Origin of the sequence: Amycolatopsis arida (assembly GCF_900115565.1) — a bacterium.
Lineage (GTDB): Bacteria > Actinomycetota > Actinomycetes > Mycobacteriales > Pseudonocardiaceae > Yuhushiella > Yuhushiella arida.
This window is the reverse complement of record NZ_FOWW01000004.1, coordinates 99806-123674: the sequence shown is the minus strand read 5'-3', so window position 1 is coordinate 123674 and position 23869 is coordinate 99806. Positions and strand designations below refer to the sequence as shown.

Below are 23869 nucleotides of genomic sequence, written 5' to 3'. Positions count from 1 at the left end.
CCGCCCTACCCGGTCATGCCCGCGTTGTAGGCGTGCAACCGCCAGGCGCCGTCCCGCCGCCCCAGCTCCACCCAGTGGCAGTTGGCGATGCCGCCGAGCACCGGCCAGCTCTCCACGGGCAGGTTCAGCAGGCGCGCGGTCAACGCGATGATCAGCCCGCCGTGCGCGGCGAGCAGCACGGTCTCGCCGACCTCGGCCTCGGCATGTTCGAGGTCGGCGACCACCTCGTAGGCCCGCTCGGCGACGTCCACCCGCGACTCGCCTCCCGGCGGTGCCCAGGTGGCGTCGGCGCGCCAGCGGTCGCGCTCCCCCGGCGAGCGCGCGTCGACCTCGGGGCCGGTGAGCCCCTGCCACTCGCCGAGGTGGGTCTCCCGCAGCCGCTTGTCGACCCGCAACGGCACGCCGATGGCCTCGGCGAGGACGGTCGCGGTGTCGGTGGCCCGCCGCAGGTCGGAGGCGATCACCAGGTCGGGCTGGAAGCGGGCGAGCGCGGGCACGGCGAACCGCGCCTGGTTCCAGCCCACCACGGTGAGCTCGGAGTCCAGGTGTCCCTGCATCCGGCCGGTGGCGTTGAAGTCGGTCTCCCCATGCCGCCACAGCACGAGCCGGCGCAGCGTCACGGCGCCCCGTCCTCCCCGGCCGGCTCCGCCTCCGCGGGGGCCAGCCCCTCGACGTCGATCCGGGGGCAGTCCTTCCACAGCCGTTCGAGACCGTAGAACGAGCGTTCCTCGTCGTGCTGGACGTGGACCACCACGTCGACGTAGTCCAGCAGCACCCAGCGGCCCTCGCGGGCGCCCTCCCTGCGGACGGGCTTGTGCCCCGCCATCCGCAGCTTCTCCTCGACGTTGTCGACGATCGCGCCGACCTGCCGCTCGTTGGGCGCCGAGGCGATGACGAAGGCGTCGGTGATCACCAGCTGGTCGGAGACGTCGAGCACCACCACGTCGGTGGCCTTCTTGTCCGCCGCCGCGTGGGCGGCCGCCCTCGCGAGGTTCCGTGCCTCGGCCGTCGCTGCCACAGTGCTCCTTCACGAATCGGTGGTCCCGCAGCAGGGTACCCGGGGTCACCCGCAGTCAGGCCTGTGACCTCGCGACCTCGGACGGAGCGAACGGCTGCCTACTTTCCGTGTCCACCCCGACGGGGGACTCAACTACCCTGGAGGTATGACACCCGGGATCGGCCGCACGCTGCGCCAGATCCGCCATGCGCGCGGCAAGTCGCTCACGGTGGTCGCCGGGCTGGCCGGCATCTCCCCGTCCTACCTGTCCCGGCTCGAGTCCGGGGACCGGGCGCTGGACCGCCGCTCGCTGATCGTGGCGCTGGCGAACGCGCTGGATGTCGCGCCGACCGAGATCACCAGCGGTGCGCTCGCCACGCCGGGCGAGCTCGACGAGGAGCGCTCCCTGGGCGCGGTGCGGCTGGCGTTGCTCGCGGTGAGCATGGGTGAGCCATGCGGTGAGTGGATGCCGGCGGAGGCACTCACGGCCCGGGTGAGCGACGTGCTCGCCGCCCAGCGGGACTGCCGGTACGCCGTGGTCGGCGAGGCGCTCCCGGCGTTGATCCGTGACCTGCACACCGCACTGGCGGCCGGCGGGGACCAGCGCACGCTGCTCCGCCTGTTGGTGCTCACCCACGTGCAGGGCACGCAGGCGTGGCTGATGGACGTGGGCGCGCCGCTGGACCTCGCGTGGCAGGCCGCCACGCTCGCCCGGCACGCCGCCGAACGGTTGGCCGACGACCCGGTGGCCGAGGCGGCGAGCGCGTTCGGCACCGGCTTCGGCCTGCTCGGCGCCGGCGCGCTGGACCTGGCGGCGCAGACGCTGGCCGCGCCGCGGGTGGGCACCGCGACCGGCGAGCAACTGCAGTTGTCCGGCATGCTCGCGCTGGCCTCGTCGCTGGTCGCCGCCGCTCGGGGGGACCAGCGGGAGCGCGCGGCGGCCCTCGACCACGCGACCGAGCTGGCCGAGCGCAGCGGCGACGGCGACGCGTGGTGGTTCGGCTTCGGGCCGGCGAACGTGGGCGTGTGGCGGATGTCGGTGGCGCTGGAGGCCGGCGAGCACGCCGAGGCCGCCCGGATCGCCCAGTCGGTCGACCCCGACGCGCTGCCCTCGCCGACCCGCAAGGCCGCGTACTGGCGCGAGTACGGGCGGGCGCTGGCGCGGCTGCCCAAGCGGCACGAGGACGCCGTGCTGATGCTGCGCAGGGCGGAGCGGATCGCGCCCGCGCGGATCCACCGGCACCCGTTCATGCGCTCGGTGCTGGCGGAGCTGCTGGCCAAGGCGAAGCGCGACGCCGTGGGCCGCGAGCTGCGGGGAATGGCGTTCCGCGCCGGCCTGACCGTCTGACGCCGGCACTGCTCCGATCGAGTAGTTGCCACGGAGTCAACGTTTTCCGCCGCCGGCGGCGCACTCTGGGGTCATGCGACGCAGCGACGGCAGGGAGCCGGTGGGCTCCACCGCACGGCACTCCGCCGGGCACGTGATGTGCGGCGGGGTGGCCGAGGCGGCCCGCCGGCTGGCGCACTGGGTCCCGATCGGGGCCGAGATGGTCCCGTACCGCTACGGGGTGGCCTACCGAGCGGTGTGTGGCGCGGCGTGCGTCGTCGCGTCGGAGGACTACCTCGAGGTGCTGCCACCCTGCCGCGTCTGCTCGGAGCGGGAGCCCGGCTTCGTCCGGCGCCTGCGGCAGGCCTGCTGCTCCCGCTGACCCCGGCCCCCGGTCGGCGCCGATGCGCGGACACATCCGCGTCGACCGGGTTCCATCCCCAGCTACTCGACCACGGTACCTTCAGCCCAGCTCAGACCGGTGGGTGGCGGTACAGCCGGCGCTTGTCGATGTAGCGCACCACGCCGTCGGGCACCAGATACCAGACCGGCTCACCGTTGAGCACCCGCTGCCGACAGTCGGTGGACGAGATCGCCATGGCGGTCACCTCGATCAGGCTCACCTTGCCGCTGGGCAGGTGGTGGTCGTTGAGGTGGTACCCGGGGCGGGTGACGCCGATGAAGTGCGCGAGGTCGAAGAGCTCCTCGGCGTTGCGCCAGGTCAGGATCTGCTCGAGCGCGTCGGCGCCGGTGATGAAGAAGAGCTCGTCGTCGGGGTACTCGGCGTGCAGGTCACGCAGCGTGTCCACGGTGTAGGTCTTGCCGCCCCGGTCGATGTCGACGCGGCTCACCGAGAAGACCGGGTTGGAGGCCGTGGCGATCACGGTCATCAGGTACCGGTCCTCGGGCTTGGTGACGATCCGGTCGGACTTCTGCCACGGCTGCCCGGTCGGCACGAAGATGACCTCGTCGAGGTGGAAGCGGGACTGGACCTCGCTGGCGGCGACGAGGTGTCCGTGGTGCACGGGGTCGAACGTGCCCCCCATGACCCCGATGCGGCGTGGCGACATGAGCCCGAGCGTATACGCCCAGTTGAGGCGCGGTGCGCGGGTCGGCCCTACCGCTCCCCGAAGGGGCCGTCCCCGCGCACCGCGGTTGCGGCGGGTCGTCGCCCGCCGCGCGCCGGTCCTCCCCCGCGAGGACCGGCACACCGGTGAGAGCGCGAGCCCGCCGCCTCATCACGAGGCCTGCCAACCCGAGAAAAGTGATCTGCGACACACATTCTCTGGTTTCGTGAACCGGCGGCTCCGTTCGTGCCGTCGCGATTCCGCCCCCGTCGGTCCGATGCGGTACACGTGGATCCCATGAACAGCACCCCCACCACAGCCCTCCGGACACCGCTCCGGCAGCGCGCCGAGTCCCTGCTCACGGCGCTCGCCGGCGACGGAGCCGCCCTGCGCGAGGACCAGTGGACCGCGATCGAGGCACTGGTCGAGCACCGCCGGCGGGCGCTGGTCGTCCAGCGCACCGGGTGGGGCAAGTCGGCGGTGTACTTCGTGGCCACCGCGTTGCTCCGGGAGCGGGGCGCCGGCCCCACCGTGATCGTCTCGCCCCTGCTGGCGCTGATGCGCAACCAGATCGCGGCCGCTGCCCGCGCCGGCATCGCCGCCACCACGATGAACTCCGCGAACGTGCAGGAGTGGGAGCAGGTGCGGGTCGCGATCGCGGCCGGCGAGGTCGACGTGCTGCTGGTGAGCCCGGAGCGGCTGAACAATCCGGACTTCCGGGACGCCGTGCTGCCCGAGCTCACCGCCTCCACCGGGCTGCTCGTCGTCGACGAGGCGCACTGCATCTCCGACTGGGGCCACGACTTCCGCCCGGACTACCGGCGGTTGCGCACCCTGCTCGGCGCCCTGCCGGCGGGGGTGCCGGTGCTGGCCACCACCGCCACCGCCAACGACCGGGTGGTCACCGACGTCGCCGACCAGCTGGGTGTGGGCAGCGCGAACCCGGGCACCGCGGCGCTGGTGCTGCGCGGCCCGCTCGACCGGGAGAGCCTGCACCTCGGCGTGGTCCGGCTCCCGACCGCCGAGTCCCGGCTGGCCTGGTTGGCCGAGCACCTCGAGAACCTGCCCGGTTCGGGCATCGTCTACACGCTCACCGTCGCGGCCGCGCACGACGTCACGGCGCTGCTGCGCGAGCGCGGGTACCCGGTGGCCGCCTACACCGGCAAGACCGACCCGGCCGACCGGATCGCCGCCGAGGACGACCTGCTGGCCAACCGGGTCAAGGCCCTGGTGGCGACCTCCGCGCTCGGGATGGGCTTCGACAAGCCCGACCTCGGCTTCGTGGTGCACCTCGGCTCGCCCGCCTCCCCGATCGCCTACTACCAGCAGGTGGGGCGAGCCGGGCGCGGGGTCCGGCGGGCCGAGGTGCTGCTCCTTCCCGGCGTCGAGGACCAGGAGATCTGGCGCTACTTCGGGTCGCTGGCCTTCCCGGGAGAGCGGCAGGTGGCGCAGGTGCTCCGGACGCTCGCCGCCGCGGACCGTCCACTCTCGACCGCCGCGCTGGAGCCGAGGGTCGAGCTGTCCCGGTCGCGGCTGGAGATGGTGCTCAAGGTGCTCGACGTGGACGGCGCGGTACGTCGGGTACGTGGCGGCTGGGTGAGCACCGGGCAGGAGTGGCACTACGACGGCGAGCGTTACCAGCGGGTCCGGGCGGCCCGTGCGGCCGAGCAGCGGGCGATGCTCGACTACCTCGACACCGAAGGGTGCCGGATGGAGTTCCTGCTCCGGCAGCTCGACGACCCGCACGCCGCCCCGTGCGGGCGCTGCGACAACTGTACGGGGCGCCGCTGGTCGGCCGAGGTGTCGGCGGAGACGTCGGCGGGCACCGCCGAACGGCTCCGCCGGCCCGGGGTCGAGGTCGCGCCACGCCGCCAGTGGCCCACCGCGATGGCGACGCTGGACGTGCCCGTGTCGGGCCGGATCCCGAAGGGTGAGCAGGCCGAGCCGGGCCGCGCGCTCGGCCGGCTCACCGACATCGGCTGGGGTACCCGACTCCGGGAGCTGCTCGGTCCGGAGGCCGCCGACGGCCCGGTGCCGGAGCCGGTGTTCCAGGCCTGTGTCCAGGTACTGGCCGCCTGGGACTGGCCGGCCCGGCCGGCCGCGGTGGTCGGGATCGCGTCACACACCCGGCCGACCCTGGTGCGCGACCTCGCGCAGCGCCTCGCCGCCATCGGCCGGATGCCATTGCTGGGTGCGGTCGAGGCGCACGGGCCACCACCGCGCGGATCGAACAGCGCCCAGCGGCTCGCCGACCTGTGGTCCCGGCTGCGGCTGCCGGACGCGCTGGCGGCGAAGGTGTCCGGGTTGGACGGCCCGATCCTGCTGGTCGACGACGTGGTCGACACCGGCTGGACCATGACGGTGGCGACGCGCCTGCTGCGGAAGGGAGGTGCGCCAGTGATCCTGCCGTTCGCGCTGGCCACGACCTCCTGAGGTCGGCCCACCGCGATCCTCCCGGCCCCGCGTCGGGCAACGACGCCCCGAGCCGCGTTCCGTGGGGCAGGGTCTCCCGAGCACCGCCGCGGGCACGACGTCCGGGGGGACGGCGTCCCTGGGGCACACCGGATCGAGTGCGGCGCCGCGGGCACCCGATCGGGCACGGCGAGCCCGACATGCGCCCCGGCACAGCATGTCGGCTCTGCCTTCCGGGACGTGCATCTCCGGGTACCTGGTTGGGTCAGTGGGCGGATTCGGGCCACGGGTTGGACAGGCGGGCGGAGGGGCCCCGGTTCGGTGAAGGATTCTCGGGCCGCCCGGGTCGCGGCGAGCAACCCCGGCGCGACGCGGGCGAGCGCGGTGCGCACTGGTGGACGCGGCGCCGCCAGGTGGGACGCAGGTAGCCGAAACGGCGGCCCTGCGGTTCTGCTCGGTGACGGTGTGTCGCCGGAGGCTGCTCGGTGTCGGCAATGTGGCGGGGCTGCTCGGTGCGGTGACGTGGTGGTGGCTACTCGAGGGCGACGGTTCGACGACAGTGGCTCGACCACAACAGCCCGACGACAACCGCCCGGGGTAGTCGCTCTCAGGTGGGCGTCGTCGGGTCTCGCCAGCCGGTGGTCCGGTTGGCCCCGGCCCACGTCGGCACTGCCGGACAAGGCCGTGTCAAGATCTTACGACGCGCGGTGGCGGTGTGGCAGGGTCCGACGCGGTGGGCCCGTTCGGCTCATTCGGAACAGCGGGCGGACCGGTTGGGAGGCAGGGTGGTCGAGGCGGGCGCGCGTACGAACAGTCGGCACCGGCTTCCGGTCCGGAAGCTCGTCGCGGCCAGCGCCGGCAACGCGCTCGAGTGGTTCGACTGGACGATCTACGCCACGTTCAGCATCTACTTCGCCGGGGCGTTCTTCCCCGGAGAGCTGGCGGAGATCAACGCCTTCGCGACCTACGCGTTGGCGTTCTTCTTCCGCCCACTCGGCGGCATGCTCATCGGCCGCTTCGCCGACGTGCGCGGGCGGCGACCGGCGATGATCTTCACGATCGTGCTGATGGCCGGCGGCTCGCTGGCGATCGGGCTGCTGCCGACGTTCGAGCAGGTCGGCTGGTTGGCCCCGATCCTGCTGCTGCTCGCCAGGGTCGGTCAGGGGATGTCACTGGGCGGCGAGGTCTCGAACGCGTCGGCCTACCTGGCGGAGATCGCACCACCGCGCCGCCGCGGCCGGTACTCGTCGTTCTTCTACATCTCCACCGGCTCGGCGGTGCTGCTCGCCTCGCTGCTCGGCTACGTGCTGTCCCGGGCGCTGGACCCGGCCCAGCTGGAGTCCTTCGGCTGGCGGATCCCCTTCCTGCTGGGCGGGGTGTTCGGGGTGGTCGCCCTGTGGCTGCGCCGCACGCTGCACGAGACCGAGCAGTTCGAGGGCAACAAGGTCAAGGCCCGCCGGGTGCGCCACCCCCTGGCGACGACTCTGCGCGAGCACCCACGGGCGGTCGGTCAGCTCGTCGGCTTCACCATGCTGTCCACCCTGTGCTATTACACGTTCTTCAGCGCGCTGACCCCGTTCGCCGTGCGGACGCGGGGCGTGAACGACGAGCACGTGTTCCTCGCGCTGTCCATCGCCACCGCGTTGTTCGTCGCGTTGCAGTACCCGATGGGCGCGGTGGCCGACCGGTTCGGCCGCAAGCCGCAGCTGCTGGTGTGGTCGGCGGCCACCGCCGTGCTCATCGTGCCGCTGTCCACCCTGGTGCGGCCCGGGGTGGTCAACCTGCTGGTGGTGTTCTGCGTCGGGCTCGGCCTGTACACGGCGATGACCTCGATCGCCCCGGCGGTGATGAGCGAACTGTTCCCGACCGAGGTCCGCGCGCTGGGCATCGGCGCCTGGTACAACCTCACCGTCGCGCTGTTCGGCGGCACCGCTCCGCTGGTGATCAGCGCGCTGGCCACGGCCGGCGCGTCGACCGTGTTCTTCTGGTACGTCGCCGCCGGGGCCGCCGTGGCCTTCCTGGTGATCCTGCGGTTGCCCGAGACCAGGGGAAGCGTGCTGCGCTGACCGGCGCCGCCACGATCGCGGACACCGTCGTCGAGTTCGTGCGCGGCCTCCTCCGTGACCCCGCCGCGGCGCGCCTGCTGATGTGGGAGAACCTCACCGGCGGCACCGGCACCGGCACCGCGGAGGAGGCGGGCGCACAGCGGGACTTCCTGCGCGAGCGGGTCGAGTACCTGCGGCAGCGGCAGCGGGCCGGCGACCTCCCCGGCGACCTGGACCCGGCCCACCTGATGCTCATGTTGATCAGCCTCGGCAGCGCGCCGGTGGCGTTCGGCGCCGCGGCACGGGCCATCCCCGGACTCGACCCGGACTCCCCCGGGTTCGTCGAGGCCTACGCCGAGCAGGCGGCCCGCCTCGCCCGCCACCTGTGCCCCACCAGGGCGGACGCAGCTGGCTCACCGGCACTCGGCAGCGGTGCCGGAAGGGAGACATCGCGGGACGAGCTGACGCCGGGTGACGAGGAACCCGTCGGGGACCGCGGGCCGGCCGACGACTCCGCCGGTGACACCGGACCGCGGCGGCACGAGCATTAGCCACGCCGCGTGCCGAGGTCGTCCGGGGCGGGAGCCGTAGCGTCCACCCGAGGGGGCGGAGTCGGCTCAGCGCGAGCCGCGGGTCAGTGGCGGCGGAGGGGAACGAGGTCGTCGGCATGCACGACCTCCCGGCGCTGTTCCTCCGGCAGCTCGTGGCTCGACCGGCCGATCAGGTCCGGCAGCTCGGCCACGTCGAACGCGACCACCCCACGGGCCACCACCCGCTGCGCCGAGTCGACCAGGTCGACCACGTCGCCCGCCTGGAAGTCACCGTCCACCCCGGTGATCCCCGCGGCCAGCAGCGAGCGCCGGCGGTGCACCACCGCCTGCACGGCGCCGTCGTCCAGGTGCAGCCGGCCGCTCACCCCGGCCGCGTACCCCAGCCAGAACCGCCGCGCCGACAGCCGCGACCCCGCCGGCCGGAACGCGGTGCCCACGTCGGCGGGGCCGAGCGCCCTGGCCGCCTCGGTCGCCGCGGCCAGCAGCACCGGAATCCCGGCCGCCGCGGCGGTGCGCGCCGCCGCCAGCTTGGACACCATGCCCCCGGTCCCCAGCCCGGAGCTGGACATCCCCACCTCCAGGCCGTCCAGGTCGGCCTCACCGGTCACCTCGGTGACCTTGTGGGTGGCGCCACGCCGCGGGTCACCGTCGTAGAGGGCGTCCACGTCGGACAGCAGCACGAGCCCCTCGGCGCCGACGAGGTGGGCGACCAACGCCGCGAGCCGGTCGTTGTCGCCGAACCGGATCTCCTCGGTGGCCACCGTGTCGTTCTCGTTCACCACCGGTACCGCGCCCAACGCGAGCAGCCGGGCGAACGTCCGCTCCGCGTTGCGGTAGTGGGTGCGGCGCACCACGTCGTCCGACGTCAGCAGCACCTGACCGACGGTCAGCCGGTACCGGTTGAACGACTCGGCGTACGCGTGCGCGAGGGCCAGCTGCCCGATGCTGGCGGCGGCCTGCTGGGTGGCGAGGTCCCGCGGCCGGGCCCGCAGCGACAGCGGCGCCAGCCCGGCGCCGATCGCGCCGGAGGAGACCAGCACGATCTGCGTCCCCCGGCGCACCCGGCCGGCCACCGCGTCGACCAGCGCGTCCAGCCGGTCGCCGTCGAGGCCGTCACCGGTCGACGTCAACGCGGAGGACCCGACCTTCACCACCAGGCGCCCGGCCGCCGCGATGGCCGCGCGGGCGTCGCGGCGCGCACCGACGGCCGCCTCAGCCATTCTCAGCCATCCCCGTCCACCCGGTTCTCGGTGGAGTGGGCACCCTCGCCGGCCTCGGCGTCGGGCACGCCCTCCCGGCGGATCCGCCGGGCCTCCTTCCGCTCGGCGGCGCTGACCCGGCCGCTCTGCTCCAACCGCGCGTCGGTGCCCCGGCCGGACGGGGTGCCGGCGATGCCGGCGGGCGTGGACGGCTCCCAGTCGAACGTCACGTCGCCGATCGTCACCGGGCTGCCCGGCCGAGCCCCGAGCCGGGCCAACTCGTCCTCGACCCCGAGCCGGTTGAGCCGGTCGGCGAGGTAGCCCACGGCCTCGTCGTTGCCGAAGTTGGTCTGCCGCACCCAGCGCTCCGGCTTGGGCCCGCGCACGACGAACCCGCCGGGCTCGTCCGAATCGGGCTCCACGGTGAACCCGGAGTCGTCCACGGCGGGCGGTTGCAGCACGATCCGGCGCGGCGCCGGCGCTGGCCGCGCCGCCCTGTCCGCCTCGACCACCTCGCCCAGCGCGAAGGTCAGCTCCCGCAACCCCTGTCGGGTGGCGGTGGACACCTCGAACACACGCAGCCCGCGTCGCTCGAGGTCCGGCCGGATCAGCTCGGCCAGCTCGGCCGCCTCCGGCACGTCGACCTTGTTGAGCACCACCATCCGCGGCCGCTCGGCGAGGTCCCCCCCGAGACCCGGGGTGTACTTCGCCAACTCCGCCTCCAGGGCGTCCATATCGGACACCGGGTCGCGGCCGGGCTCCTGGGTGGCGCAGTCGACCACGTGCACCAACACGGCGCAGCGTTCGATGTGCCGCAGGAAGTCGAGCCCGAGCCCCTTGCCCTCGCTGGCGCCCGGGATCAGCCCGGGCACGTCGGCCATGGTGAACACCGTGTCCCCCGCGGTGACCACCCCGAGATTGGGCACCAGCGTGGTGAACGGGTACTCGGCGATCTTCGGCTTGGCCGCGGACAGCACCGAGATCAGCGACGACTTGCCCGCCGAGGGAAAGCCGACGAGGCCCACGTCCGCCACCGAGCGCAGCTCCAGCACCAGGTCGTGTTGCTCGCCGGGCTCGCCGAGCAGCGCGAAGCCCGGCGCCTTGCGCGCTCGCGACGCCAATGCTGCGTTACCGAGGCCCCCGCGGCCGCCCTTCGCCGCGACGAACGTGGTGCCGGGACCGACCAGGTCGGCGAGCACCTCCCCGTCCTCGGTGAGCACCACCGTGCCGTCCGGCACGCGCAGCTCGAGGTCCTCGCCCGCGGCGCCGTTGCGGTGGCTGCCCTGGCCCTGCTTGCCGTTGCGCGCCCGGGCGTGCGGCCGGTAGTGGAAGTCGAGCAGGGTGTGCACGTTGGGGTCGACGACCAGCAGCACGTCGCCGCCCTTGCCGCCGTTGCCGCCGTCGGGCCCCCCGAGCGGCTTGAACTTCTCCCGGTGCACCGAGGCACAGCCGTTGCCACCGTCACCGGCGGCCACGTGGATCACCACGCGGTCGACGAACCGTGACGCCATGCCCGTCCTCTCCCGAATGTCTGCGGCCACCACGGGAGCCGGCGCCCTCGCGGGGCGGGCTCGTCCCGGTGGTGGATAGCAAAAGGGCGACGAGGCCCGCGCATGTGGCAGGCACCCGTCGCCCGAGTGGTCCGAGTTACTCGGCCGAGACGACGCTGACCGTCTTGCGACCGCGCTTCGTGCCGAACTCGACCGCGCCCGCGGACAGCGCGAACAGGGTGTCGTCACCGCCGCGACCGACGTTCACGCCGGGGTGGAACTTGGTGCCGCGCTGCCGAACCAGGATCTCGCCGGCCTTGACGACCTGACCGCCGAACCGCTTGACACCGAGGTACTGCGGGTTGGAGTCACGGCCGTTGCGGGAGCTGGAGGCGCCCTTCTTGTGTGCCATCTCTGGTCACTCTCCTTTGCTGCAACAGCCTTACTTGGTGATGCCGGTGACCTCGACGCGGGTCAACCGCTGCCGGTGACCCTGGCGCTTGTGGTAGCCGGTCTTGTTCTTGAACTTGTGGATCCGAATCTTCGGACCCTTGGTCTGCTCGACGACCTTGCCGGTGACCGAGACCTTCGCCAGCGCGTCGGCGTCCGTGGTGACCTCGCCGCCATCGACGACCAGCACGGCGGGGAAGGTGTGCTCGGTGCCCGGCTCGCCCTCGAGCTTCTCGACCTCGACGACGTCGCCGACAGCCACCTTGTACTGCTTGCCGCCGGTCTTGACGATCGCGTACGCCGACACGGAAGTCTCCTGCTTACTCGACTGTGGATTGGGACGTGCGGGTGGTGCTGGCGCGGCCGGCCCGCCGGGGGCGGTCCGGGGCTCGCGCACCGTGAGGCCCGCCTCTGGCGACGGGCCGCTGTCCAGGTTACGGGAAGCCCGGACAGCGGCCCACACCGGGGTGCGGATCTTCGGGTCGTCAGGTGTTGTCCGAGACGTTCACCGGCGGGCCAGCGGGCCGCGACGCCGCCCGGCGGCGCGGCCGCCGGGTGGTGGACCGCACGGCGGGCGCCGGGACGTGGGGCACCTCGGGCTGGGTCGGCTCACCGGTCCCGCCCTCCTGGCCGGTGGGCGCCGGGGTCATGGGCTCGGCCGGGTGGGCCGACTCGGGACGCGCCTCCGGCTCGCGCTCGGTCGACGCGCCGCCGTCCGTAACCTTCTCCTCGCCCGCCGGCTCCGGCGCCGGGGCGGTCTCGCCGGTGCCGGGCCGGTCCAGGCCGGCCGGCGCGTCGGCGGCCCCGGCTTCCGCCGCGCCCGTTCCGGGGCGCTCGGGCGCGGGGCCGGACTCGGGCGTCGTGCCCACCGCGGCCGGCTCCGCGCGCTCGGCCCGGTCCTTCCGGCCCCGCGGGGCCTTCCGCTCCCCGCGGCCGCCGGACTCCGCGGCCGGGGCGCGCCCGTTGCGCGGGGTCTCCTCGTGCCCGGTCGAGTCGCCCTCACCGCCCTTCGCGGTCTTGGACGCGCTGGCCATCGCCTGCACGGCCGAGACCACCGACTCCCGCTGCTCGGGCGTGGGTCCGGCGGGCGCCTGCTCGGTGCGCTCGGCCGGCGCGCCGTCGTCGGCCTTGCCCCGGCCGCGCGACCGGCGGGATCCGCCGTGCTGGTGGCCACCGCCACCGTTACCGCGCTGCGGCTCGGTGGAGATCAGCACGCCGCGGCCCTTGCAGTGCTCACAGGTGGTGGAGAACGACTCGAGCAGCCCGGTGCCCACCCGCTTGCGGGTCATCTGCACCAGGCCCAGTGACGTGACCTCGGCCACCTGGTGCCGGGTGCGGTCCCTGCCGAGGCACTCGGTGAGTCGGCGCAGCACCAGCTCGCGGTTGGACTCCAGCACCATGTCGATGAAGTCGATCACGATGATGCCGCCGATGTCACGCAACCGGAGCTGCCGGACGATCTCCTCGGCCGACTCCAGGTTGTTGCGGGTCACCGTCTCCTCCAGGTTGCCCCCGGAGCCGGTGAACTTGCCGGTGTTGACGTCGATCACCGTCATCGCCTCGGTGCGGTCGATGACCAGATAGCCGCCGGAGGGCAGCCACACCTTGCGGTCGAGCGCCTTGGTGAGCTGCTCGTCGATCCGGTAGTCGGCGAAGACGTCCCCCGTGCCGGTGTACTTCTTGAGCCGGTCGCGCAGGTCCGGCGCCACGTGCTCGACGTAGGCGGAGATGGTCTCCCACGCGGTCTCGCCCTGCACCTCGAGCCTGCCGAAGTCCTCGGTGAACAGGTCGCGCACGACCTTCACCAGCAGGTCCGGCTCCTCGTAGAGCATGGCCGGCGCACCGGACTTCTTCTTGCCGGAGGAGCCGTTCGCCGCGGCGGCCTTCTCCTTGATGACCTCCCACTGCGCCTTGAGTCGGCGCACGTCGCGCTCCAGCTCGGCCTCGCTGATGCCCTCCGACGCGGTGCGGATGATCACCCCCGCGTCCTCGGGGACGATGCGCTTGAGGATGTCCTTGAGCCGGCGCCGCTCGTTCTCCGGCAGCTTGCGGGAGATGCCGGTGGCGCCGCCGGACGGGACGTAGACCAGGAACCGGCCGGGCAGCGAGATCTGGGTGGTCAGCCGGGCGCCCTTGTGCCCGACCGGGTCCTTGGTGACCTGCACCAGCACGTTGTCACCGGTGGACAGCGCCTGCTCGATCTTGCGGGCCTTGCCCTCGAGGCCGGCCGCGTCCCAGTCGACCTCGCCGGCGTAGAGCACGGCGTTGCGGCCCCTGCCGATGTCGATGAACGCCGCCTCCATCGACGGCAGCACGTTCTGCACCCGGCCGAGGTAGACGTTCCCGACGATCGAGCCGCTGCCCGAGGTCGTCACGAAGTGCTCCACGAGCACGCCGTCCTCGAGCACCCCGATCTGCGTGGAGCCGTCCCGCTCGGCGACCACCATCGTCCGATCGACCGACTCCCGCCGGGCCAGGAACTCCGACTCGGACAGGATCGGCGCCCGCCGGCGGCCGGCCTCCCGGCCGTCGCGGCGCCGCTGGCGCTTGGCCTCGAGCCGGGTGGAGCCGCGCACGCTGCGCACCCCGTCCCTGCCGGCGGTCTCGCCCTTGGTCTCCCGGACGTGCACCACGGTGTTCGGCGGGTCGTCGCCGGTCTCGGTCGTGTCGGCGTCGGTGTCGGCACCGCCCTTGCGCCGCCGGCGCCGCCGCCGGCGGCGGCTGGAGGTCTCACCATCCTCGCCGTCCCCCGACTCGGCCCCGGCCTCGTCACCGTTGGTGTCCGGCTCGGCCTCGGCCGACTGGGCGGCCTTGTCGAACTTCTCCGCCTTGCCAGTCTTGTCAGACTTGTCGGCCTTGTCAGCTTTGTCCGTCTTGGCAGACTTCTCCGATTTATCAGTCTTGTCCGACTTGTCCTGCTTGTCCGCGCCATCCCCGGACGGCTCGGCCTTGCCCGCCGACTCCGACTGCTCGGCACCGGTGTCGTCACCGCCCTTGCCCCGGCCGCGACCGCGCCGGCCCCGGCGGCGGCGGCGCCGGCCGGCGGACTCCGACTCGTCGGAGTCGTCCGTGTCCGGGCCGCTCGTGGTGTCCGGGGCCTCCGGGGCCTCGGCCCGCGCCGGCTCCCCCGGCTCCACCCCGGCCTCCGGCTCGGGCGGCAGGAACACCGGCGACGGTGCGGCGAACACCGGTACGTGCGGGGCGGCCGGGGCGGCCGGCTCGGGCAGCCCAGCCGGGGTCTCCGGCGGCGCGGAGAACGGGGTGGCCGGCCGGCTCGGCGCCGCCCCCCGGTCGGCCCGGTCGGCGGCGCTCGGTGCGGGCTCGGTGCGAGCCGACCTGGTCGGCTCGGTCGGCTCGGTCGCCGGCTCGCTGGTCGGTTGGGTGATCTCGGGCCCGGCGTCGGTGAGCCCGGTCACGCCGAGGGACTCGGCGACCCGCAGCGCGTCCTCCCTGGACATGCTGGACTGGGCGCTGCGGGCGGCCACTCCCAGCTCGGACAGCGTGGTCAGCAGCTCGCGGCTGCTCGAACCGAGCAGCTTGGCCAGGGCGTGCACCCTGATCCGGTCGGGCAGTGCGGCCAGCGGGCCGTTGTCGGGTGTGGCGGTAGTCCCGCCCTGGTTCTCGGCGGGTGTCTCCGCGTTCGACATATGTCTCCTCCGCCCCCGGGCGCGTCCGTCGCCGCCTCCGGTCGAGGTCTCTCCTCACACCGGAACCGGCTGGTCAGGACGCGGCCGCACAGGGGCCTCTTGTTGTGGTCCGCCACGGCGCTGGCCGACGGCGGGAATCCTGTCCTGCACGCCACCAGGGTGCCGGGTCGCCGGCCCGCCGGTGGCAGGTCCCTTCTCGGTCACGCTCCGCGCGCACGCTGGCGGTTCGCCACCTCCCACGTCGCCTCGCCGCCGGCACCCGCAGTGCTCGCGGCGGCGACGTCCTGGCGTTCACCCGGCACGTCACCGGGCCACCGTGCCGCCGCGCACCACGCCTGGGCGGTGCCGCGATCCGGTAGCCATCGTCGAGTATTCCACACGGCACGCGCCCGGACGGGTGCTCGGTGCCCGAGCGCACCCCGCGGCCCGCGCCATGTGCGGCGGGAGGGCGACATGCACGGCCGCCGCGCACCGGTGGGGGAACTTCGTCGAATCGCTTGTCCACCCCGCCGAGGGTGGCTAGCGTGCGCGTCGAGAGCGGCACCCGGCGGCCGGCGACACCGAGCCGAGCGGGTCCGACGAGCAGTGGCGATGGAGGTTGCGGTGTCCGTGCGGCGGACCAGCGCGATGCTCACCTGCGCCGCGCTGCTGGTCGCCGGGCAGTTGGTGGCCGCCAGCCCGGTGCTCGGCGCCCAGGCCGACGGCTGTGGGGACTCCGGTGGCGCCCCCCTGCGCTACCTGGTGGTGTTCGACCGCGGCACCGCGGAGAGCGCCGCGACCAGCGAGATCCTCGCCGCGTGCGGTGCCCCGACGATCTACTACCCGGAGATCGCGGTCGCCGTCGCCACCTCGGCCGACCGGGACTTCGCCGACCGGTTGAGCACCGGCCGGGCGTTCAGCGCGCAGCGGGAGCGCCTGCGGTCCGGGACCGGCGCGCCGCGCGAGCGGCTGGACCGCCTCGGCGCCGCGGCGGTCCCCACCGCCGACCGCACCGCCGAGCAGTGGAACATGCGGGCGATCAACGCCGAGTTGGCCAGGGCGGTCGACCGGGGCAGCCGGGACGTGGTGGTCGGGGTGCTCGACTCCGGGATCGACCCGGACCACCCCGACCTGGCCGCGGCCCTCGCGCCGGACCTGTCCGCGGGCTGCCTGACCGGGGCGCCGGACCGGGACCGGGCCGCGTGGGAGCCGACGACGTCCCCGCACGGCACCCACGTCGCGGGCACCATCGCGGCCGCCGACGACGGCCGGGGCGTGACCGGAGTGGCCCCCGGGGTGCGGCTGGCCTCGGTGAAGGTGGTCGACGACCACGGCCGGGTCGACCCGGAGGCGGTGGTCTGCGGGTTCCTGTGGGCGGCGCGGAACGGATTGGCCGTCACCAACAGCAGCTACGCCGTCGACAGCTGGTCGCCGTCCTGCGGGGAGGGTGGCGGGCACGCGGTGGCGCGGGAAGCGGTGACCAGGGCGGTCGCTCACGCCGACGCGGCCGGCACGCTCAACGTGGCCGCGGCCACCAACACCGCGACGAACCTCACCCCGGTGCCACGGGCCGTCGCCCGGTCGGCGGGGGGAGGCGGGACGCCCGGCGGGCACTGCGCGGCGCTGCCGGCCGGCCTGCGCGAGGTGGTCACCGTGTCGGCGGTCACCGAGCGGGGCGTCAAGGCGGGCTACAGCTCCTACGGGCTCGGCGCGATCGACCTCGCCGCCCCCGGCGGCGACGCCGGGCGGTGCGTGCTGTCCACGGTGCCCGGTGGGTACGCGTCGCTGTGCGGCACCTCGATGGCCGCGCCGCACGTGGCGGGGGTGGCGGCGCTGCTGGCGTCGACCCGGCCCCACCACGCGCCGCGGCGGCTGCGCCAGGCGCTGGCGGCGGGAGCGCTGCCGGTGCCCTGCCCCGCCGACTACGACCTGACCGGCAACGGTACCCAGGACGCCTACTGCGCCGGATACACCGCCTACAACGGCTTCTACGGCCACGGCCTGGTCGACGCCCTCGCCGCGGTGAGCCCGGCCCAACCCGCGCGCCCGGTCCCGGTGCGGTAGGTCCGTCCGGCGGGTCAGCGCAGCAGCAGGGTGCCCAGCCGGCGGGCCGTGCCCCACACCCCCACGGTGGCCAGCGCCACCAGGTAGCCCACGTTCAGCAGCATCGACGGCTCCAGGGCCCCGACGGACAGGCCGCGCATCAGCTCCACGCCGTGGTAGAGCGGCACCAGCTGGACCACCACCTGCAGCGCGTCCGGGTACACCGACAGCGGATAGAACGTGGTGGAGAACAGGAACATCGGCACCACGGCGAGCTGGACGAAGTCGAACTGCGAGGGCGAGCGCAGGAACGTCGCGCACGCCATGCCGACCGCGGCGAACGCGAACGCCACCAGCAGCGCGGCCGGGATCAGTAGCACCGCCCACGGCGAGGCGACCAGCCCCATCCCGCCCATCACGCCGAAGAACGCCACCGCGTACAGCCCGCCGCGCAGCACCGCCCAGCCGATCTCACCCAGCGCGATGTCGAGTGGGCCGATCGGCGTGGCCAGCATGGCGTCGTAGGTGCGCGAGTAGCGGAACTTGAAGAAGACCCCGTAGGTCGCGTCGAACACCGCCCCGTTCATGGCCGACGCGGCCAGCAGTGCGGGCGCCACGAACGCCACGTAGGACATCGGCCCGTCCGGACCGACGACCTCGGTGACCAGCCGGCCGAACCCGACCTGGAACGCCAGCAGGTAGAACAGCGGCTCGACCGCGCCGGACACGAACACCAGCCACGCCCGCGAGTACGACAGCACGGACCGTTCCAGCAGCGCGCTCGCCCTGCCCGCGTACAGCGCGGGCGGCAGGATCCGCACCAGCAGGCCGCGCGAACGCGCACCCGCCACCGTCGCCGCTCCGGTCATCGTCACACCACCAGCCGACGGTAGAAGTAGTGCCGCGCGGCGAGCGCGCCGACGGCGAAGAGCGCCACCAGGAACGCCAGGTGTCCCAGCGCCGGCAGGAGGTCCAGCCCGCCCAGGGTCACGCCGCGGGCGAGCTCGTTGCCGTGCCACAGCGGGGAGATCCACGCCAGCCAGCGCAGCACGGCGGGCAGCTGGGTGATCGGGAAGAACGTGCCGGCGAACAGGGTCATCGGCATCACCACGAACCGGAACAGCGAGGTGAACCGCGAGCCCTCGTCGTTGGTGGTGGCGGCCAGTGCCATCACCGGTGCCGCGCAGGCCATACCGGCGACGACGCCGATCCCGACCACGAGGACCGCGCCCGGGTTGAGCCAGGCCCCGAAGGCGAGCGCGACCAGCGCGTACACCGCGCCGGCGATGAGCAGCCGCAGCGCGACCCAGATCAACTGTCCACCGAGGACCTGCCCGGGGGTGATCGGCGTCGCGGTGACCGCGAGGTAGTCCTTCTGCCACTTGAACCCGGACAGCACCGGGAAGCTCGACTCGGCCACCGCCTGCTGCACCGCGCCGGCGACCAGCAGCGCCGGCGCGACGAAGTGCAGATAGGACAGTCCACCGGTTGCCGGCCCGGCCGGCACCTGGGAACCGAAGCCCAGCCCCATCGCGGCGAGGAACAGCACCGGCTGCAGCCCGGAGGAGTACAGATTGGACTTCCAGTACCGTCGGTACCATGTCCAGTGGCCCTCCACCCGCAGCAACGCCGCCCGCCAGGACGGCACCACCCGGCCGGCGGACCACGGCGGCAGCCTGACGTCCACGCTCACTCGACCAGGCTCCGTCCGGTCAGCCGGAGGAACACGTCCTCCAGCGTGCTCCGCCGGACCAGGCTGGACAGCGGCCGCACGCCGCGCGCGTGCACCCGCTCCAGCGCCGCCTCGCCGGCGTCGGTGTAGAGCAGCAGCCGGTCGGGCAGCACCTCGAGCCGGTCGGCGAGGTCCTCCACCAGTGGCACCACCCCGTCCTGCTCGCCGGGTGGGAACCGCAACTCGAGCACCTCGCGGGTGGAGAACCGGGCGATCAGCTCCAACGGCGAGCCCTCGGCGGCGATCCGCCCGCCGTCCATCACCACGAGCCGGTCGCACAGCTGCTCGGCCTCGTCCATGTAGTGCGTGGTGACGATCAGCGTGACACCCTGCGACTTGAGCCGGAACAACCGGTCCCACAGCAGGTGCCGGGCCTGCGGGTCCAGCCCCGTGGTCGGCTCGTCGAGCAACAGCAGCTCCGGGTCGTTGACCAGCGCCCGCGCGATGGTCAACCGCCGCTTCATCCCGCCGGACAGCGGCTCCACCTCGTCGTCGGCGCGCTCGGTGAGGTTCGCGAACTCCAGCAGCTCCACCGCCCTGCGCCGCACGTGTGCCCGGGACAGCCCGAAGTACCGACCGTAGACCTGCAGGTTCTGCCGCACGGTCAGCTCGGTGTCCAGGTTGTCCTGCTGCGGCACCACGCCCATCCGCGCGCGGATCCGCGGCCCGTCCCGGTCCGGGTCCATGCCCAGCACGGTCAGGTCACCGTCCGAGCGCGGCGACACGCACCCGATCATCCGCATCGTCGACGACTTGCCGGCACCGTTCGGCCCGAGGAAGCCGAACGCCTCACCGCGACGGACCTCGACGTCGATGCCGCGCACCGCCTCGACGTCGCCGAACCGCTTGACCAGTGCCTTGCCCTCGACCAGCGGCCCCGCCTGCTCCCCTTCGGTGTTCACACCATGCACACTGCCACGCCCCACCGACAGGAACGAACCGCTTTACCGGGCGGATTCCCCTCAGTGGGCCAGCTCAGTGGGCCAGCTCAGTGGGCCAGTTTCAGGCCGACCACGCCGGCGACGATCAGCAGCAGGCACAGCACCCGCGCCAGGGTCGCCGGCTCGCCGAGCCAGAGCATGCCGAACGCCGCGGTGCCGACGGCGCCGATGCCGACCCACACCGCGTAGGCGGTGCCGGTCGGGATGGTGCGCATGGCGTACGCGAGGCCGGCCATGCTCAGCAGCAGCGCCACCGCGAACACCAGCGACGGCACCAGCCGGCTGAACCCGGCGCTCCTGCCGAGGGCGATCGCCCAGACGGTCTCGAACAGCCCCGAGATGACCAGGATGATCCAGTTCATGGTGTGGTGCGCGCCGTCTTCGCCGGGCCGGGTACGGCGTGCGCTCGTCCGGGGCGGCTCCGGATCGGGCCGCCACCGGCGAGGATACCCACGGCGGCGTGCCGCCGCCCGGGCGGCGGCACGCCGATCCCGTGAACCGCGCGGGTCTCAGCTCACCCGCACCGGCAGGGTCCTGGTCGTGCCGTTGACCGTCACCCGCAACTCGGTGCTGCCGGCGCGCAGCGCGGTGAGAGTGCCGGTGGTCGGGTCGAACGACGCGACGTCCCACGGCGCCGGCCGGGTGGTGCCGCCCCACGGCGCGGGCTCCACGACGTGCAGCCCGTGGCCGCCGGCCCAGTCGGCGCTGACCGGGTGGCGCACCGGCACCCGCCGGCCGGCCTGGAGCACCTCGGCGGTGACCCGTGCCGAGGCACCCGGGGCCAGCGTCCCCGGCCCGTGCAGGGTCAGCTCGTCGACGTGCGCCCTGGTCTCGATCCGCACCGGCTCCGCGCGCCGCGCCGGGTCGACGCGGACCAGCGCCCAGCCGGTGAAGCCGCCCTCGCCAGGCGCGGCCGCCGGCGCCTTGCCGGCGTTGCCGTTCAGCAGGTACGGCACGCCGTCCACCCGGGAGAGGTGGAACACCCCGGCGTGCGCGGCCAGTGCGGCGGCCGGCTTGCCCGAGCGGTGCTCGAACTCGCTGAGCCACTCGGTGAGCAACTCGGCCTCCTTGCGGTCGGCCAGCTGGGAGTTTCCGGTCGGCGCGGGGTCAGACACCGGATGGTGCATGGCCACCATCACCCCGCGCACCGCGCGGTCGGCCACCGCGCCGTCGAGCGCCTCGCGCAACATCCGCACCTGCTCGAACCCGCCGGCGCGCAGACTCCCGCGCGAGGAATCCAGCAGCACCAGCCGGACGCCCTTCACGTCCACCACGCGGTAGGGGGCGCCGAACTCCGCCTGGAACTCGGTCAACCCGCCGGCGTCACTGCCGCCGTCGGCCTCGTGGTTGCCGGGCACGTAGTACCAGGGCACCCTGCCGTCGAGCTCCTCGGTGATGATCCGCCGGGCGAGCGTGAAGTCGGCGGTCGTGCCGCGGTCGACGAAGTCCCCGTTGATCACCACGACGTCGGGCCGGGCGGCGACGGCCTCGCGCAGCGAGCGGCGCGCCTGCGCCACCAGCGGGCCGTCCGGGTTGTCCGCGGTGAACTGCGCGTCGCTGACCACCGCCATCCGCAGGCCGCCAGGGCCGACCACACCGTCGGTGAGCAGGGCCGGGTCGGGCACCGCCGGGTCCGCCGGGACGTTCGCGGCGGGCGCCACCTCGACGGTGAGGTCGTCGAACACCAGCCGGCCGGAGTACTGCTCGGCCGGCACGTTCTCCACGGCGTAGAACCGGGTCAGCCGCTGCCCACCGGGCAGGCCGTCCGGCAGCGCCGCCGACACGTACCGCCAGCCGGTCCAGTCCACGCTGCGGCTGAGGTCGAGCAGGGACGCGACGTTCGCGGCGTCCCGCAGCTCCACCCGCAGCCAGGCGCCCTCGCCGTCGCCGTGCACCCACATCCCGATCCGCTGCGTGCCCGCGGGCAGCGGGAGCGGCGTGGTCGCGTTGACGTAGGCCGCGCGGGTGGCGTTGGTGCCGGTGAGCCGGTAGTCCAGCGCGAGGCCGGCGCCGCCGTCGCGGCCCTCGGCGCCGGACAGCGCGGCCCCAACCACCGCCGGGTAGACGCTGGCCCGCCAGCCGGTGGCGCCGTCGAGCGGATGCAGCGGCTCCGGCCGGCTGCCCACCGACGCGGCGAGGTGGGTGGTGTGCCCGGCGGCGGTCGCGGTGATCACGGTGGCGCCGGAGCCGGCCACCGCGGTGACCGCGAACCGGTCGCCGGCCGGCTCGACCCGCACCACGGCCGGGTCGTAGTCGAGCTTGACGTCGTCGGGCTCGAGCCACGTGCCGTAGCCGTCGGCGTCGTAGCCGAACACCTGGAACTCGCCGCGAGCCCGGGCGCCGGACAGCGCCACCTGCTCAGTGCTGGTGCCCAGCCGCACCGGCCGGCCGAGCACGGTGAGCGTGCCACGGCCGACCACGCCGCGCTGGGTGGCCACCACGGTCACCTCGGCCCGCCGGGCCGGGTCCACCGGGTCGGGATGCGCGGTGAACTCGCCGCTGGTCACGGTGCCACGCACGGGGTTGGTGGTGAACCAGTGCGGCCGGGCGTCGACGGCGGTCCCGGTCTCGTCGTGCCCGCCGTGCTCCAGGGTGCGGCTCAACCCGGACAGCACGCGGTCGGCGTGCTCGGTGTCCAGCGCGGGGCGTGGGGTCAGCCCGGTGAGCCGCCCGCTGCCCGGCGCCGTGGTGAAGCCGAGACCGTTGGGCACCGGGCGCTCACCGCCGTCGGACGGCGCGTTGCGCACGGCCGCCGCCGGCTCGCCCTGCTCCCTGGCCAGCAGCGTCGAGGAGCCGCCGCCGTCGAGGTTGAGCGCGTCGTCGGCACCGAGGGACTTCAGGTGCCGGGCCAGCTCCAGCTCGGTCATGCCGCGGCTGTCGGCCTGCCGGCCGTCGATCGTGACCAGCCACAGCTTCCTGCCGTCGGCGGAGAAGCCGACCGCGGTGCGCGGGTGCGCGGTGACCGCGTCGACCGGCTGGATCTCCCCGTCGCGCAGCAGCACCTTGTTGCCGCCGACGGCCACGGCCAGCTCACCGGCGTCGGTGCGCGGCGCGTAGGACACGGTCACCGGGTCGCCGGGGCGCAACGCGGCGAGGCCGTCGACGGCCGCGTCCCTGGCCAGCAACACCGTGGAGCCCGCGGCGATCGGGCCGTCGGCGACGTGGTCGCGGACCTCCGCCACGGCACCGTCGCGCAGCTCGACCTCAAGCACCCGGTCGGCGCCGGCCACCGCGGTGTCGCGCGCCGCACCGCCCCACAGCGGGGTGTAGACGCCGAGCCCGCCGGCGGGGATCCGGGCGCCGTTGAAGTTCGTGGCCGGGACGGTCGTGCCGCCCGGCAGGGTCACCTCGGCCTTCAGGAACACCTCGGCGAGCCGGGCGGTGCCGCCGGTGGTGACCGACGCGGTGAGGTTGTGCCCGCTCGCCGGCGCGGTCCGCAGCTCGCCGCCGGCGATGCCCACGCCGAGCGGCGCACCGGTGGCGTTGATGTCGAAGAAGTCGCCGTTGACGCCGGCGACCGCGCCCGCCCGCTCGGCCTGCTCCGACAGCGGGGTGCGGGCGGACACCGTGCCCGGGCTGAGGTAGGTGGGCCGCGGGCCGGCGGCGAGGTCGACGGTCAGCGTGTCGCCGCGGATCCAGCCCCGCGGGTCGAACCGGTCGAACTCGGTGAGCGTGAGGCCGGGCGCCACCGGCGCGGTGACCGTGTCGGTGACCAGGCCGTCGTCCGGTGTGGACCCGGCCCGGGACGGCGCGGTGAACGCCATCGGCCCCTCGGCGGCCGAGGACGCCGGCGGCGCGGCCTCCACCGGCGGCGGGCCCAGTGGCGCGGCGAGCGGGTCAGCGGTGGCCGGGGCCCCGTGGGCGCCGAGAAGGGAGCTGACGAGGGCGCTGAGGAGAGCGCTGAGTCCGAGCGCCAGCAGCGGTGACTTCTTCACAAGGTTCCCCACGATCGAGTGAATGCCTGGACCATTGAACCGCGTGCGGCCGCC

General features: G+C 74.1%; 19 protein-coding genes. 6 read left to right on the top strand and 13 right to left on the bottom strand.

What is annotated here, in order from left to right; translation table 11 throughout:
- Nucleotides 1-5: 5 nt before the first annotated feature.
- Together BM051_RS13630 and rsfS are read right to left on the bottom strand one after the other, a co-directional pair.
- The gene (locus BM051_RS13630) at nucleotides 6-620 is read right to left on the bottom strand and encodes a histidine phosphatase family protein (RefSeq protein WP_092530503.1); all 615 of its coding nucleotides are present in this window, start codon (nucleotides 618-620) and stop codon (nucleotides 6-8) included.
- Complete coding sequence (rsfS, locus tag BM051_RS13625; protein ID WP_092530502.1) at nucleotides 617-1018, bottom strand: ribosome silencing factor; 402 nt, start codon at nucleotides 1016-1018, stop codon at nucleotides 617-619. Before rsfS ends, BM051_RS13630 begins: the two co-directional genes overlap by 4 nt.
- 145 nt (nucleotides 1019-1163) lie before the next feature.
- On the opposite strand from rsfS, the gene BM051_RS13620 reads away from it, so the two are divergent.
- Together BM051_RS13620 and BM051_RS13615 are read left to right on the top strand one after the other, a co-directional pair.
- Nucleotides 1164-2345, top strand: coding sequence for a helix-turn-helix domain-containing protein (locus tag BM051_RS13620; protein WP_092530501.1), 1182 nt, complete (start codon nucleotides 1164-1166; stop codon nucleotides 2343-2345).
- Nucleotides 2346-2418: 73 nt separating this feature from the next.
- Complete coding sequence (locus BM051_RS13615; RefSeq protein ID WP_092530500.1) at nucleotides 2419-2706, top strand: hypothetical protein; 288 nt, start codon at nucleotides 2419-2421, stop codon at nucleotides 2704-2706.
- A 91-nt stretch (nucleotides 2707-2797) separates the two neighbouring features.
- On the opposite strand, the gene nadD is transcribed toward BM051_RS13615, so the two are convergent.
- Nucleotides 2798-3394 (bottom strand): nicotinate-nucleotide adenylyltransferase, encoded by a 597-nt coding sequence (gene nadD, locus BM051_RS13610; RefSeq protein WP_092530499.1) that lies wholly within the window; start codon nucleotides 3392-3394, stop codon nucleotides 2798-2800.
- A 294-nt stretch (nucleotides 3395-3688) separates the two neighbouring features.
- On the opposite strand from nadD, the gene BM051_RS13605 reads away from it, so the two are divergent.
- The 3 genes from BM051_RS13605 to BM051_RS13595 all read left to right on the top strand — a co-directional run bounded on the left by BM051_RS13605 (nucleotide 3689) and on the right by BM051_RS13595 (nucleotide 8399).
- A complete protein-coding gene (locus tag BM051_RS13605) occupies nucleotides 3689-5824 on the top strand; it encodes a RecQ family ATP-dependent DNA helicase (protein ID WP_092530498.1) in 2136 nt (711 codons plus the stop codon).
- A gap of 764 nt (nucleotides 5825-6588) precedes the next feature.
- On the top strand, nucleotides 6589-7869 hold the full coding sequence (locus BM051_RS13600; RefSeq protein ID WP_092530497.1) for an MFS transporter: 1281 nt from the start codon (nucleotides 6589-6591) through the stop codon (nucleotides 7867-7869).
- Nucleotides 7788-8399, top strand: coding sequence for a hypothetical protein (locus BM051_RS13595; protein ID WP_341770820.1), 612 nt, complete (start codon nucleotides 7788-7790; stop codon nucleotides 8397-8399). Before BM051_RS13600 ends, BM051_RS13595 begins: the two co-directional genes overlap by 82 nt.
- An 83-nt stretch (nucleotides 8400-8482) precedes the next feature.
- Here BM051_RS13595 and proB read toward each other — a convergent pair whose 3' ends face one another.
- The 5 genes from proB to BM051_RS13570 all read right to left on the bottom strand — a co-directional run bounded on the left by proB (nucleotide 8483) and on the right by BM051_RS13570 (nucleotide 15185).
- Complete coding sequence (gene proB / locus BM051_RS13590) at nucleotides 8483-9619, bottom strand: glutamate 5-kinase (RefSeq protein ID WP_092530495.1); 1137 nt, start codon at nucleotides 9617-9619, stop codon at nucleotides 8483-8485.
- Nucleotides 9620-9621: 2 nt separating this feature from the next.
- Entirely contained in the window at nucleotides 9622-11109 is a 1488-nt protein-coding gene (gene obgE / locus BM051_RS13585; protein WP_092530494.1) for a GTPase ObgE, read from the bottom strand.
- Between the two features lie 136 nt (nucleotides 11110-11245).
- The gene (gene rpmA / locus BM051_RS13580; RefSeq protein WP_092530493.1) at nucleotides 11246-11500 is read right to left on the bottom strand and encodes a 50S ribosomal protein L27; all 255 of its coding nucleotides are present in this window, start codon (nucleotides 11498-11500) and stop codon (nucleotides 11246-11248) included.
- Between the two features lie 30 nt (nucleotides 11501-11530).
- Nucleotides 11531-11845 (bottom strand): 50S ribosomal protein L21, encoded by a 315-nt coding sequence (gene rplU / locus BM051_RS13575; protein ID WP_092530492.1) that lies wholly within the window; start codon nucleotides 11843-11845, stop codon nucleotides 11531-11533.
- A gap of 178 nt (nucleotides 11846-12023) precedes the next feature.
- Nucleotides 12024-15185 (bottom strand): translation initiation factor IF-2 N-terminal domain-containing protein, encoded by a 3162-nt coding sequence (locus BM051_RS13570; RefSeq protein WP_134046215.1) that lies wholly within the window; start codon nucleotides 15183-15185, stop codon nucleotides 12024-12026.
- A 591-nt stretch (nucleotides 15186-15776) separates the two neighbouring features.
- Here BM051_RS13570 and BM051_RS13565 point away from each other — a divergent pair.
- Nucleotides 15777-17228, top strand: coding sequence for a S8 family peptidase (locus BM051_RS13565; RefSeq protein ID WP_092530491.1), 1452 nt, complete (start codon nucleotides 15777-15779; stop codon nucleotides 17226-17228).
- Nucleotides 17229-17242: 14 nt separating this feature from the next.
- On the opposite strand, the gene BM051_RS13560 is transcribed toward BM051_RS13565, so the two are convergent.
- The 5 genes from BM051_RS13560 to BM051_RS13540 form a co-directional block, all read right to left on the bottom strand.
- Nucleotides 17243-18076, bottom strand: coding sequence for an ABC transporter permease (locus BM051_RS13560; RefSeq protein WP_177216930.1), 834 nt, complete (start codon nucleotides 18074-18076; stop codon nucleotides 17243-17245).
- Nucleotides 18077-18078: 2 nt separating this feature from the next.
- Nucleotides 18079-18900: an ABC transporter permease gene (locus BM051_RS13555; RefSeq protein ID WP_243859614.1), complete on the bottom strand. Its 822-nt coding sequence runs from the start codon at nucleotides 18898-18900 to the stop codon at nucleotides 18079-18081.
- Nucleotides 18897-19841 (bottom strand): ABC transporter ATP-binding protein, encoded by a 945-nt coding sequence (locus tag BM051_RS13550; RefSeq protein ID WP_177216929.1) that lies wholly within the window; start codon nucleotides 19839-19841, stop codon nucleotides 18897-18899. Before BM051_RS13550 ends, BM051_RS13555 begins: the two co-directional genes overlap by 4 nt.
- 86 nt (nucleotides 19842-19927) lie before the next feature.
- Entirely contained in the window at nucleotides 19928-20242 is a 315-nt protein-coding gene (gene sugE, locus BM051_RS13545) for a quaternary ammonium compound efflux SMR transporter SugE (protein WP_092530489.1), read from the bottom strand.
- Nucleotides 20243-20389: 147 nt separating this feature from the next.
- The gene (locus BM051_RS13540; protein WP_243859613.1) at nucleotides 20390-23815 is read right to left on the bottom strand and encodes a phosphodiester glycosidase family protein; all 3426 of its coding nucleotides are present in this window, start codon (nucleotides 23813-23815) and stop codon (nucleotides 20390-20392) included.
- Nucleotides 23816-23869: the final 54 nt, after the last annotated feature.